Raw genomic sequence first — 12333 nt, 5'->3', positions numbered from 1 at the left:
CGACTTATAGCGCGGCTGGCGCCCAAGTCAGCGCGCGCGGGCGCCCAGCGCGTTGGGCATCGATGCCGCAGGCATGAGCCGGCCTCCGGCCCGTCAGCCGCCGATGACCCCGCGGCGGCGCAGCATCACCAGCGTCAGCAGTGCGGCGGCGAGGCAGGTCAGCGCGACGAAGAGCGCGCCGAGATCGTGCTCCATCCAGGGCAGGCCCTTCACATTGATGCCGAACAGGCCGGTGATGAAGGTCGCCGGCATGAACAGGGCCGTCAGGATCGAGAGGACATAGAGCTGGCGGTTGGTCTGGCTCGCCGTGCGGGCGGTCATTTCGTCCTGCAGCAGTCGGGCGCGGTCCTGCACCGACTGGACATCGTGATGCAGCCCGTCGATGCGCTGGAGCAGGCGCGCCGCGGCCTCCTTGACCTCCGCGGGCGATTTGCGGCCGGAGCTGGTCTCGGCGAAGCGGCGAAACAGCAGATGCAGTCCGCCGAGCTGCCGGTGCAGCCGCACCGCCATGCGCCTCACCGCGCCGACGCTGGCCGGCGCGTCGTCGAAGCTGTCCGCCAGCACCTTGTCCTCGACATCGTCGGTCTCGTCCATCAGCCGCACGACGGCGCGGGCGACGTCGTCGATGATGTATTCGATGATCAATTCGAAGAGCTGGACCGGCCCCTCGACCGTCTCGCCGCGGTTCAGCGCATCGGCCGCGAGCCGGATCGACTGCAGGGCTTCGCGCCGGCCGGTGAGCAGTAGCCGCTCGCCGACGATCCAGTAGAGCGGCCCGACCATGTCGGAATCGGCGGCGACATCGCGCACGAGATCGTGGGAGACGCCCCAGACGAGGCCGGCGGAGTGGTCCAGCCGCTGATGCGTCTCGGGCGAGACGAACATGTCCTCGGCCGCCGCCGGCAGCCAGGGCTGCTGGGTGATCCAGTCCTTGGCGCGGCTGTGGACGAGATCGAGATGAAGCCAGACGAAGCCGGTCTCCGGTGCGACGTCCGGCACCGTGTCCCGCGTGATCAGGCTCGGGGTGCCATCGGCGTCGAAGCGATAGGCCCAGATGATGCCGATGCTGGACTGCGCATCGGGGAGGGGGGCGGGAGCGTTCATGGGCGGCCGGAGCGCGTGCGGAGGGGCAGGCGCAGGCCTGCGCCCGCTCGATGACGCTTCGATGACGGCCGCGCCGCCTCAGTCGTCATTGCGGGCAGTGCGCTGCGGCACCTTGCCGGGCGGCGTCATGCGCAGGATCGTTCCGCCCGCGGCCTTCGGCGCCCGGTTGCCGGCGGCGGTGGCGGGCGGCTTCCGGCCGGCCACGCGCGGCTCGCTGCCGCGCCATTTGCGCGAGCCGATGTCGAAGCGGCCCTCGCGCCAGGCGGCGAATTGCTGCTCGCTGCCGAAGAAGGCGTTGCGATCGACATCGCCGGTGATGCCGGGCACGCGGCCGGTGGTGGTGAACTGCCAGAACTCCCACTTCTCGCGGTTGTAGCGGTGCTTCAGCGGTGCCGCGGTCGAGCGCAGCCAGTAGGGATAGTCGTTGAACTCACCCTCGAGGATGTCCTCGTGGAAGTTGATGTCGGTGTAGATGATCGGCTTCTTGCCGGTGTGCTCCTGCAGCGCCGCGAGCATGATGCGCATCTTCTCGAGCGCGTCCTCGCGCGAGACCTTGCGGGTGCATTGCGAGCCGTTCTGCCACTCGACGTCCAGCACGGGCGGCAGGGCGTCGGGATCGCGCGGGATGTGGCGCTTGAACCAGCGGACCTGCTCCTTGGCCGGGCGGCACCACCAGACGAAATGATACGCGCCGCGCGCGATACCGGCCTTCTTGGCGCCGGCCCAGTTGCGGCGGAAATTGGGGTCGAGATGGTCGCCGCCCTCGGTCGCCTTGATGAAGGCGAAACGCGTGCCGGCATCGGCGACCTTCTCCCAGTCGATCTCGCCCTGCCAGCGCGAGACGTCGATGCCCTGGATCGCCTGGCGGCGGGCGTCGCGGACGCCGTGATGCGGGGCCGCATCGCTCTTCTTGGGATAGAGCGCTTCGGCGGGGCCGGTGAGGGCGGCGAGCAGGCCGGCAAGGACGGCTGGGAGGGCCACCCGCTTCCACATCGTCGATCGCACCGGCTTCTCCCTCTCCTGGCTCATCCGTCGAGATGGCGAGGGCGTGGTTAAGGGCCGGTTAGAATTGGCTCGAATGCGGCCGCTTCGTTTCAGCTTTGGTTAACCGCCAAAGCACCGGGGGCGACGCACGGCGCGGTCAGTCGCCCTCGGCGATCTCCTCGGCCGGCCGGAAGGCGGAGGAGACCGGCGCAACGCTGCCGGGAATGGCGGCGACGGCGGGCGTCGGCGCCGCCGGCCGGTCCGGGCCTGGGCTCGGCTGCGGCGGGACCCGCGGCTGGCGTTTCCACTGGCGCGTGCCGATGTCGAACTCACCGGTGCGCCAACCGACGAACTCGCCCTCGTTGCCGAAGAAGGCGTTGCGGTCCACGTCGCCCTTGATGCCCGGCACGCGGCCCGTCGTCGTGAACTGCCAGAACTCCCAGGGCCGGTTGGCGTAACGCGTCTCGGGGAGGGCGGCGGTCGAGCGGATCCAGTAGGGATAGTCGTTGAACTGCCCTTCCAGCACATCCTTGTGGAAGGTGATGTCGGTGTAGATGATCGGCTTCTTGCCGGTGAGCTGTTCCAGCTCGGTCAGCATCAGCTGGATCTTCTCCAGCGCGAGATTGCGGTCGATCTTCTTCGGGCAGCTCCGCGAATGGCCGTTCCACTCGACGTCGAGCACCGGCGGCAGCGCGTCGGGGTCGTTGGGAATGTGCTGCTTGAACCAGAGCGCCTGCTCATGGGCGGGCCGGCACCAGTAGACGAAGTGGTAGGCGCCGCGCGGGATGCCGGCGCGGCGGGCGCCTTCCCAGTTGCGCAGGAACATCGGGTCGATGTGGTCGCCGCCTTCCGTCGCCTTCATGAAGACGAAGCGCGTGCCGGCCCCCTTCACGGCCGTCCAGTCGATGTCGCCTTGCCAGCGCGAGATGTCGATGCCCTGGATCGGATAGCGCAGCGCTTCCGCCACGCCGGGATGGGGGCGTGCATCGCCCTTGGCCGGGTAGTGGCCCTCCATGGCGACGCAGCCGCCGAGCACGGCCAGCGCGGCGGCAGCGAAGAGGGATGCGGGCGTGAAGGGGTTCATGCGGCGGACGGTCATGTGCCGCAACATTGAGGAGAAAGCTTGACGGGCCGTTTACGCTGCTCGCGCCCGGGCGATTTCAGGCATGGGCGAGCCAGATCGCCGCGACGCCCAGGAAGGAAAAGAACCCGACCACGTCGGTCACGGTCGTGACGAAGGTGCCGGAGGCGACGGCGGGATCGATCCCGAAACGGTCGAGCAGCACGGGGATCGCGACCCCGGCCATGGCGGCGGCGAGCAGATTGACGACCATGGCGATGGCGATGACGACGCCGAGCCCCTGGCTGCCGAACCACAGCGCCGCGACGAGGCCGGTGATCAGCGCGAAGCCGACGCCGTTGATCAGCCCGACGATCATCTCGCGGGTGACGAAGCGGCGCAGATTCCAGCCGCCCAGCTCCTGTGTCGCCAGCGCCCGTACGGCCACCGTCATGGTCTGAGTCGCCGCGTTGCCGCCCTGGCTCGCCACGACGGGGGCGAGGATCGCGAGCGCCACGACCTGGGAGAGCTGCGCCTCGAACAGGCTCATCACCGCTGCGGCGAGGAAGGAGGTGAAGAGGTTGACGAACAGCCAGCTGAAGCGGCTGCGTGCAATCTCGCGCACCGGGTCGGACAGTTCCTCGTCCGCATTGACGCCGCCGAGCTGCTTGACGTCGTCGTCGGCCGCCTCCTCGATCACGTCGACGATGTCGTCGATTGTGACGACGCCGACCAGCCGCGAGGCTTCGTCGACCACCGGGACCGCGATCAGATTGTAGCGCTGGAAGAGCCGCGCCACGTCCTCGATGTCGTCGGTGGCCTTGACCGAGCGGCTGTCCTCGTCGACCAGCGTCGCGATCTCGACCGGGCGCCGCGTGCGCAGCAGCCGGTCGAGCGGCACCGAGCCGACGAAGTGGTGGGCTGGATCGGCGACGAGGATTTCGAAGAAGCGCTCGGGCAGGTCGTCGGTCTGGCGCAGATGGTCGATCGTCTGGCCGACGGTCCAGAAGGCGGGCACGGCGAGGATCTCGCTCTGCATGCGCCGGCCTGCGCTACCTTCGGGATAGTCCAGGCCCTGCTGCAGGACGATGCGCTCGGCGGGGGTGAGCCGGTCGAGAACCTCCTGCTTGTCGGCTTCGTCGAGGTCCTCGAGGATGTAGACGGCGTCGTCGGTGTCGAGATCGCGCACGCCCTCGGCCACCGTCTCGGGCGACAGTGTCTCGAGGATTTCCTCGCGGACCGAATCGTCGACCTCGGTCAGCGCCGTGAAGTCGAAGTCGCGGCCCAGCAGCGAGATCAGCCGCGTGCGCTCCTCCGGGTCGAGCGCTTCCAGCAGCGCGCCGAGATCGGCCTCGTGCATGTCGGCGACGACCGCGCGCAGCGTCGTCAGGTCCGACAGCAGCAGCGCCTGCGAGACCTGCTCGACGAGCGCGGTATCGATGGCGCCGTCCTCGTCGCGGATCGGGCGCTCGGGGGCATCCGTCGCAGCGTTCTCGGTGTCCGTCATGGGCCGCTCCGTGCTGCGAGAAAGGGAATCGGCGCGACCAGGCTATGGAGCGGCGCGTGCCGCCCTTGTGTCAGCGGCCCGGCCTCGTTGCAATGCAACAGGGCGCGATTGCGGCGAAGGCGATGGGTTGGCCCGGAAACGCGAACGGCGACCCTTTCGGATCGCCGTTCGCCGGGCTCTCGCCCTCAATTTGGTGCGGTCAAGAGGACTCGAACCTCCACGGGTCTCCCCGCTACCACCTCAAGGTAGTGCGTCTACCAATTCCGCCATGACCGCGGCGTCGGAGCGTCCCGCCGTGGCGGTGAACTCCGGAGCGGCGCGGGTCTAGCAAATCGAATCCGTCGCCACAAGGGCATTGCGCAGGAAAACGCGATCAGGCTGCCGCGGCCACGGTTTCGAGGGTGTAGACGGTCGGCCGCTTCAGCATCTGGGTGATCTCGACCGAGATCCTCTGGCCGCTGACGACGACGATTCCCTTGGCGAAGGGGTGGTTGTTGGCGAGAATCTGGACCTCGTCGGTCTCGCTGGCGTTGAGCTCGATGATGGCGCCGCGGCCCATGCGCAGCAGCTTGTAGATCGGCATCCGCGCGGAACCCAGCACGACCGTCAGTTCGACGGGAACGAGATCGAGATCGGCCTTCAAGTCCTGCCTCCGGAACCCTACTTCAGAATACGAACAACCAAACTTGCCTGTTGCCCCGGCTGGGAGCATGAGGCTCGCCGCCGCTTCCGTCCGAAGTTGGTCGCAACAGGGTTAATGCGCAGTGAAGACGCGCGAGGCGCTCTCCGAATTGTTCCGGCCTGCCGCCGGCTCGCCGCCGGTCGAATGGGTCGTGGCCGATGGGCTCGTCGGCTATGACGAGGCGGTGGCCGAGATGGAGCACCGGGCCGGGCTGATCGCCGACGGGCTCGCTCCCGAACGGGTCTGGCTGGTGGAGCATCCGCCGCTCTATACCGCCGGCACCTCGGCGAAGGACGAGGATCTGATCGCGCCTGAGCGATTCCCGGTGCATCGCAGCGGGCGCGGCGGCCAATACACCTATCATGGCCCCGGCCAGCGCGTGGCCTATGTCATGCTCGACCTGAAGCGGCGCGAGCCGGATCTCCGCCGCTTCGTCGCGGCGCTGGAAGCCTGGCTGATCGACACCCTCGACGCCTTCAATGTGCGCGGGGAGCGGCGGGAGGATCGGGTCGGCGTCTGGGTCCGGCGGCCGGAGAAGGCCCCCGACGCGGAAGACAAGATCGCCGCCATCGGGATCCGAGTGCGGCGCTGGGTCTCGTTTCACGGCATCTCGCTCAATGTCGAGCCGGACCTCTCCCATTTCGACGGGATCGTGCCCTGCGGCGTCAGCCGGCACGGCGTCACCTCGCTGGTCGATCTCGGCCTGCCCCTGGTCATGGCCGATGTCGACTTGGCGCTGCGGTCCGCGTTCGAGCAGATCTTCGGCGAGACCGTCGCGGTGGCGTCCGCGCCAGCCGCCGGCGTCAGGGCAGAAAATTCTTGATCACGACGAAAACCTCCTGCGTCTTCGACTTGTTCAGCAGCTTGCCGCCCGAATGGGTGAAGATCTTGCGGGCCACTTCGCCCGGTGGCGATCCGACATTGCCGCCGATGGCTTCGACCGTCTTTCCGGATACGGACACGACGACATCAGAGTGGCTGAAATAGTCGGAATGCGTCATCGCCCAGTCGTAGTCGATCGGGGGCTTGCCCGAGCGGTTCATGCCGATGATGTCGCCGGGTTCGATCGTCACCTCCGACAGGCGAAAGCCCCAGAAGGCGGAGGCCTTCTTGATCACCTTGTCGTTGATGGTGCGGTAAAAGTAGACGGAGTGCTGGGCGCTGTAGGGGAATGTGCTGTTCGCACCGGCCAGATTGACCATGAAGGACACGAAGGCGGCCGACCACGGAACCTCATGGTCGCTGCCGTCGAGGTCCGGCCGCTTGAGAAAATCCCAGTAGAGGCCAATCCGCTCCTTCAAGGGCGATACGTGCTCCGCAATTCCGCCATAGGCGGCGAGTTCGTCCTGCGCCTTGATGACCAACTTGTTGCTGAACCCACCCATGACAGCCCCCTTTGCGTCAACCGTGAACTGCTACCCAGAAAATGTTATCTGAGGTCTATACAACTATAGGTAGTATTTTGGCCTGTCAATTTCGGAGAGCTGCGCTGACAGCCGCCTGCGTCGCGCAGGGTCGAAGTCCGGTTGGTCGTTGGCAGTCAAGGATCGGCCGTCCGGGGGATTTTGCCTGAGTCCCTGTGAGCATCCCGGCGGTTGGCCTTTGCAGCCGTCCGGGCCATAACCCGGCGAGGATGTCTTCGCCTGGGAGAGCGTGCCGTGCCGGTCATCGAGAGCAAGGTCGATCTGGCTTCGGCCGATTCGCAGGCGAATGCGCAGGCCTGGGTGGGGCTGCGGGATGAGTTGCTAGAGCGCCGCGCCGTCGCCGCGCTCGGCGGTAACGAGCGCTCGCGCGAACGCCATGTCGCGCGCGGCAAGCTTTTGCCCCGCGAGCGCGTGCTGCGCCTGCTCGACCCCGGCTCGCCCTTCCTCGAGATCGGCTCGCTCGCGGCCTTCGGCATGTATGAGGGCGACGTCCATGGCGCCGGCATGATCGCCGGCATCGGCCGGGTCGCCGGGCGTGAATGCGTCATCGTCTGCAATGACGCCACCATCAAGGGCGGCACCTACTACCCGATGACGGTGAAGAAGCATCTGCGGGCGCAGGAGATCGCGCGCGAGAACCGGCTGCCCTGCCTTTACCTCGTCGATTCGGGCGGCGCGAACCTGCCGCACCAGACCGAGGTCTTCCCGGACCGCGAGCATTTCGGCCGGATTTTCTACAACCAGGCGACGCTCTCGGCGGAAGGCATCCCCCAGATCGCGGTGGTGATGGGCTCCTGCACGGCGGGCGGCGCCTATGTCCCGGCGATGTCGGACGAAACGGTGATCGTGAAGCAGCAGGGTACGATCTTCCTGGGCGGTCCCCCGCTGGTGAAGGCGGCGACCGGCGAGGTCGTGAGCGCGGAAGACCTCGGCGGCGCCGATGTCCATGCGCGGCTCTCGGGCGTCGCCGACCATTATGCCGGCGACGACAGCCATGCGCTCGCCATCGCGCGGCGCATCGCCGGCAACCTCAACAGCGTGAAGCGGCCGGACATCGACATCGCGGACGCGGTCGAGCCGCTCTATGATCCGGCCGAACTCGAGGCGGTCGTCCCGACCGATCTCAAGAAGCAGTACGACATCCGCGAGGTCATCGCCCGGCTCGTCGACGGCTCGGAGTTCGACGAGTTCAAGAAGCTCTACGGGACGACCCTGGTCACCGGCTTCGCCCGCATCCACGGCATCCCCGTCGGCATCATCGGCAATAACGGCATCCTGTTCTCCGAGAGCGCGCTGAAAGGCGCTCACTTCATCGAGTTGTGCTGCCAGCGGCGCATCCCGCTGCTGTTCCTGCAGAACATCACCGGCTTCATGGTCGGCCGCGACGTCGAGACCCGCGGCATCGCCAAGGACGGGGCGAAGCTCGTCACGGCGGTCGCCTCGGCGCGGGTGCCGAAGATCACCGTGCTGGTCGGCGGCTCCTTCGGTGCCGGCAATTACGGGATGTGCGGGCGGGCCTATTCGCCGCGCTTCCTGTTTTCCTGGCCCAATTCCCGCGTCTCGGTGATGGGCCATGAGCAGGCCTCCAGCGTGCTGGCGACGGTGCGCCGCGACAATATCGAGGCGGAAGGCAAGAGCTGGAGCGCGGAAGAGGAGGAGGCCTTCAAGAAGCCGATCCGCGACAAGATCGAGGCCGAGGGCTCGCCCTATTACGCCACGGCGCGGCTCTGGGACGATGGCATCATCCTGCCCTCGGAAACCCGGCGCGTTCTGGCGCTGGCCTTCTCCGCCTGCCTCAACGCGCCGGTGCGGGAGACCAAGTTCGGCGTCTTCCGCATGTGAGCCGCCGGCGGGCTTGTGACCCAAGCCGCGGCGGGGGGCGTAGATGCGTCATCGCCCCTCGCACGAGGCTGCAGCCCATGTCCCTCATCGCCCGGTTCAACGACGCCATGGCCGCGCTCAAGGCCTATGCGCACCATCCTGATCCGCGTGTCGCCACCGCGAATTTCTTCGCGCTGCTCGTCGCCTCGAACCAGCCCTTCTATCCGCTCTATGTCTACTGGACGGTCGGACCCGAGATCGGGCCGACGGCATGGACCTTCCTCTCGACGCCGTTCTTCCTCGCCGTGCCGGCGCTGTCGCGCTGGAACACGCTGGTCGGGCGGGCGATGCTGCCGGTCGCGGGCATCGCCAACACGCTGCTCTCGGCCAAGGTCTTCGGCGTGGCTTCGGGCGTCGAGATCTTCCTCGTGCCGTGCGCAGTGCTGGCGCTGCTGATCTTCCGTCCGCATGAGCGCTGGATCGCGGCGTTCCCGCTCGCCGGCGTCTGCTTCCTCGCCTATTTCGTCCTGCACGGCGCCTATGGCGCGCCGTTTCATCTCTACAGCGAGGCGCAATACGCCGCCCTGCTGCGGCTCAACATGATGAGCGCGGGAGGGCTGACCGCCTTCACCGCGCTCTCCTTTTCGACCCTGCTGGCGGAGGCCGAAGCGGCCGGCTCAGGCAAAGCGGCGGGCGGCGGCATAGCCCGCGACTGAGGCGCTCGCCGTCAGCAGCGTGCCCCAGATCATGTCGGCGACGGTGATGATGGCCGGCCAGTCGCGCAGCGTGGCGTGATTGGTCAAGTCATAGGTGCCGTAAGCGACGAAACCGAGCGCGGCGCCGTGGAGCGCGGCGGTGGCGAGGCGGCCGTTGGCGAGGGCCGGCCGGATGGCGAAGAAAACGATACCGCCGATATAGATCACGTAGAACAGGACTGCCGGTGCGAGCCGGAAACTCGGCGCCAGCAGATCACCCAGCAGCGGGCGATACATCAGATTGGCCATGGTCGAGAGCCAGACCGCGTCGATCGCGAGAAAGGCGAGGGCGGCGGCACCATAGGCCGTCAGAAGGATTTTCAAAGCGATTCTCCGGGTTGCTGTCGGAGGGTTACGCCACCAGATGCTGCGGAGATCACATTGCGCGTGATCGTGAAACCGGTCGACGGCGCACCGCGTATCCCGATCACGAAACGATTGGAGAGGAAGCCATGATGCTGAAGTCCACGCTGATCGCCTTGGGCCTGTCCATTGTCCCGGCTCTGCCGGTCCTGGCCAACAGCCCCGATCCGAGTGGCGTCTGGCTGCGCGACGACGGCAACGCACGCGTCCGGATCGCACCCTGCGGCAGCAACATCTGCGCGACCAATGTCTGGGTCAAGGATACGAGCGGCGGCGAAGAGGTCGGTGATCGTCTGGTGCTGACGCTCAAGCCGGCCGGTGCCGACAGCCTCAAGGGCGAGGCCTTCGATCCCAAGCGCAACCGAAGCTACGCGATGACGCTGACCGTCAAGCCCGACGGTCTTTCGACCCGCGGCTGCATCATCGGGGTGCTGTGCAAGACCGTGAACTGGACGCCGGCCGAGTAGCGCCACGTGAGGGGGCAAGGCGGGCCCCCCATCCTCGGAGGCATTGTGACAGCATGGGGCGGGAGCCTGAGCGGCTCCTGCCCCATGCGCGGACTGTTTACGTTTGGATACCGATTTGTCTTGTATGAGTGACACTCACATTGTGAGTCTCTTAAGCTGGACGAGCCGGTTGACCACGCATCCCACCCCGCCCTCGCGCCAGTCGGGTCAGGTTGCCGCCGCACTGGTCCCGATCGTTCGGCGCAATTATCTCCCCGCGCTCTTCGTCAATTATGTCGCATCCACGGCGGTCTCGGTTCTTGCGGCCGCCGCTGGGGTGACCTGGGTCTGGTGGTGGTTCGGCCTCGTCACGCTGGTTTCTCTCGTGCGCATTGCCGGCCATAGGGCCATGGGGGCTGCGATGGCGCGGGGGCAGGGGCCGACGCCGGAACGCGAAATCTTCATCGCCGGCCTGGGCAAGCTGGCCGCGGCCGTGAGCTGGGCCGTCCTCGCCTGGCTGCTGCTGGGCGTGGCCGACCCGCTGGTGAAATTCGCGACGAGCATCGTTCTGGCCGGCATGGCCGCGGGTGCGATCGGCATTCTCTCGCCCTTCGGAATCGTCGGTCCGCTCTACATCGCGACGCTCATGGTTCCCGGCGCCATCCGGCTGATACTGGAAAGCGGTCCCGATTCGGTGATCGGCCTGCTGGGATTCGTCTTTTGTGGCGTGATGATCGCCGGCCACAGGGCCAACCGCATCCTGCTGCTGCAGTCCGTGCAACTTGGTCAGCGCAACAGCGAGCTGATGGCCGAAATCCTCGACGCCAACCAGACGCTGGAGAACAAGGTCCGCGAGCGCACCGAGACGCTTGAGCACCAGGCGTCGCACGACCTGCTGACCGGCCTCTTGAACCGCCGGGGCCTGTCCGAGCAATTCGACAGGGCGATCACCGGCGCAGCCACGGCATGCGTCTATTTCCTCGACCTCAACCGCTTCAAGCGCATCAACGACACGCTGGGTCATGACGCCGGCGACTATGTCCTGCGCGAGATCGCGTTGCGGCTGATGACCAGACTGCCGGCCAACGCCCTGATCGCCCGCTGGGGCGGTGACGAACTGGTGGTGGTGACGCCCGGCTCCGCCGAGGGCGGCACCTCGTCCTTCGTCATGGAGAATCTGTTCGCAACGCCTTACGTCTTCTACGGCCAGACGCTCGATATCGGGGCCAGTATCGGCGTCGCGCGCTATCCCGAGGACGGGCAAGGGCTGGAGGAACTGATCTGGGCCGCCGATCTCGCGGCCACCCAAGCCAAGCGCCAGAACGCAACGGTACCGCTGAACTACGACCATTCGCTTGCGGTCGCGCTGCAGCGGCGGGAGCGTATCGCCGACGACATTCCTGCGGGGCTGAAGCAGGATGAATTCTGGCTCGCCTTCCAGCCGATCGTCGCGGCGGCCACGGGCGATCTGCACGGCTTCGAGGCTCTGCTGCGCTGGACCCACCCGACGCTCGGCACGCTATCCCCCGATGAATTCATCCCAATCGCCGAGGAGAGCAACCAGATTGCCATGGTCGGCGCCTGGGTACTGGATCGGGCCTGTGCGGCAGCGGCGCGCTGGCAGCGCGGCGGCGTGCGCGCTGCGGTGGCCGTGAATTGTTCGGTGCGGCAGCTCTCGCAGCCGGAGTTCGTCGATATCGTGCGCGGCGCGCTCACCCGGCACCAGCTTGGAGCGCAATGGCTGCATCTCGAGGTCACGGAATCGGTCTTCATGCCGGCCGACGACGCGCAGACGCTGGCGGTTCTGACGCAGCTCGACGAGCTCGGCATCTGCCTCGCAGTCGATGATTTCGGCACGGGCTATTCCTCGCTGGCGCGGCTGCGCGATTTCCCGATGCGCCAGATCAAGATCGACAAGTCCTTCATCGCCGATATCGACGGGCGTTCGCGCTCGGTGATCGAAGGCGCGGCGCTGATCGCGCGCCGATTCGACCTGCAGATCGTCGCCGAGGGCGTCGAGACCGAGGCGCAGGCCACGGCGCTGCTCTCGCTCGGTATCGATTCCTTCCAGGGCTATCTGGTCGGCCGCCCGGTCGCCCAGCCGCAGACGGCGGTGAACTGCCCCTGGCTCGGCGCCAACGCGGCCGTGGCGGGCTGAGCAGGGGCCGCACCCCCGTATCGGCGGGC

General features: G+C 67.2%; 12 protein-coding genes and 1 tRNA gene. 5 read left to right on the top strand and 8 right to left on the bottom strand.

Going from position 1 to position 12333, the window contains the following annotated elements; translation table 11 throughout:
- Positions 1-93: 93 nt before the first annotated feature.
- The 6 genes from AX750_RS06460 to AX750_RS06435 form a co-directional block, all read right to left on the bottom strand.
- Positions 94-1104, bottom strand: coding sequence for a CorA family divalent cation transporter (locus AX750_RS06460; RefSeq protein WP_066719164.1), 1011 nt, complete (start codon positions 1102-1104; stop codon positions 94-96).
- A gap of 78 nt (positions 1105-1182) precedes the next feature.
- Positions 1183-2085: a glycoside hydrolase family 25 protein gene (locus AX750_RS06455; protein ID WP_245282326.1), complete on the bottom strand. Its 903-nt coding sequence runs from the start codon at positions 2083-2085 to the stop codon at positions 1183-1185.
- 160 nt (positions 2086-2245) lie between these two features.
- Positions 2246-3187: a GH25 family lysozyme gene (locus AX750_RS06450; RefSeq protein WP_082735460.1), complete on the bottom strand. Its 942-nt coding sequence runs from the start codon at positions 3185-3187 to the stop codon at positions 2246-2248.
- A gap of 61 nt (positions 3188-3248) precedes the next feature.
- On the bottom strand, positions 3249-4655 hold the full coding sequence (mgtE, locus tag AX750_RS06445; RefSeq protein WP_066719165.1) for a magnesium transporter: 1407 nt from the start codon (positions 4653-4655) through the stop codon (positions 3249-3251).
- Positions 4656-4846: 191 nt separating this feature from the next.
- Positions 4847-4931, bottom strand: a tRNA-Leu gene (locus AX750_RS06440).
- Positions 4932-5028: 97 nt separating this feature from the next.
- Positions 5029-5298 carry a FliM/FliN family flagellar motor switch protein gene (locus AX750_RS06435; protein WP_066719171.1) on the bottom strand — a complete coding sequence of 90 codons (270 nt, stop codon included), beginning with the start codon at positions 5296-5298 and terminating at the stop codon, positions 5029-5031.
- A gap of 121 nt (positions 5299-5419) precedes the next feature.
- Between AX750_RS06435 and lipB the strand changes: the two genes are divergently transcribed.
- Complete coding sequence (lipB, locus tag AX750_RS06430) at positions 5420-6160, top strand: lipoyl(octanoyl) transferase LipB (protein ID WP_066719174.1); 741 nt, start codon at positions 5420-5422, stop codon at positions 6158-6160.
- Here lipB and AX750_RS06425 read toward each other — a convergent pair.
- Positions 6141-6722: a DUF2272 domain-containing protein gene (locus AX750_RS06425; protein ID WP_066719178.1), complete on the bottom strand. Its 582-nt coding sequence runs from the start codon at positions 6720-6722 to the stop codon at positions 6141-6143. The two genes, lipB and AX750_RS06425, sit on opposite strands and share 20 nt — an antisense overlap.
- A 273-nt stretch (positions 6723-6995) precedes the next feature.
- On the opposite strand from AX750_RS06425, the gene AX750_RS06420 reads away from it, so the two are divergent.
- Positions 6996-8603, top strand: coding sequence for a carboxyl transferase domain-containing protein (locus AX750_RS06420; protein WP_066719180.1), 1608 nt, complete (start codon positions 6996-6998; stop codon positions 8601-8603).
- A gap of 77 nt (positions 8604-8680) precedes the next feature.
- Positions 8681-9298, top strand: a complete 618-nt coding sequence (locus AX750_RS06415) for a hypothetical protein (RefSeq protein WP_066719183.1) — start codon at positions 8681-8683, stop codon at positions 9296-9298.
- Here the strand turns inward: AX750_RS06415 and AX750_RS06410 are convergent.
- A complete protein-coding gene (locus AX750_RS06410) occupies positions 9260-9661 on the bottom strand; it encodes a DUF2177 family protein (protein ID WP_066719186.1) in 402 nt (133 codons plus the stop codon). The genes AX750_RS06415 and AX750_RS06410 overlap by 39 nt on opposite strands.
- Positions 9662-9789: 128 nt before the next feature.
- On the opposite strand from AX750_RS06410, the gene AX750_RS06405 reads away from it, so the two are divergent.
- Both AX750_RS06405 and AX750_RS06400 read left to right on the top strand, forming a co-directional pair.
- Positions 9790-10167 carry a DUF2147 domain-containing protein gene (locus tag AX750_RS06405; protein ID WP_066719188.1) on the top strand — a complete coding sequence of 126 codons (378 nt, stop codon included), beginning with the start codon at positions 9790-9792 and terminating at the stop codon, positions 10165-10167.
- A gap of 169 nt (positions 10168-10336) precedes the next feature.
- Entirely contained in the window at positions 10337-12304 is a 1968-nt protein-coding gene (locus AX750_RS06400) for a GGDEF domain-containing phosphodiesterase (protein ID WP_066719190.1), read from the top strand.
- The last annotated feature ends 29 nt before the right edge of the window (positions 12305-12333 follow it).

This window comes from Methylobacterium sp. CCH7-A2, from assembly GCF_001557075.1.
Classification (GTDB): Bacteria; Pseudomonadota; Alphaproteobacteria; order Rhizobiales; family Beijerinckiaceae; genus Allobosea; species Allobosea massiliensis.
The sequence above is the reverse complement of the archived record's forward strand: the minus strand, read 5'-3'. Positions and strand labels throughout refer to the sequence as shown.

What these genes read in the sequence shown, in the direction of transcription:
- AX750_RS06415 (WP_066719183.1), top strand. Translation starts at nt 8,681, where the DNA reads ATGTCCCTCATCGCCCGGTTCAACGACGCCATGGCCGCGCTCAAGGCC.
- AX750_RS06450 (WP_082735460.1), bottom strand. Translation starts at nt 3,187, where the DNA reads ATGACCGTCCGCCGCATGAACCCCTTCACGCCCGCATCCCTCTTCGCT.
- mgtE (WP_066719165.1), bottom strand. Translation starts at nt 4,655, where the DNA reads ATGACGGACACCGAGAACGCTGCGACGGATGCCCCCGAGCGCCCGATC.
- AX750_RS06425 (WP_066719178.1), bottom strand. Translation starts at nt 6,722, where the DNA reads ATGGGTGGGTTCAGCAACAAGTTGGTCATCAAGGCGCAGGACGAACTC.
- AX750_RS06460 (WP_066719164.1), bottom strand. Translation starts at nt 1,104, where the DNA reads ATGAACGCTCCCGCCCCCCTCCCCGATGCGCAGTCCAGCATCGGCATC.
- AX750_RS06405 (WP_066719188.1), top strand. Translation starts at nt 9,790, where the DNA reads ATGATGCTGAAGTCCACGCTGATCGCCTTGGGCCTGTCCATTGTCCCG.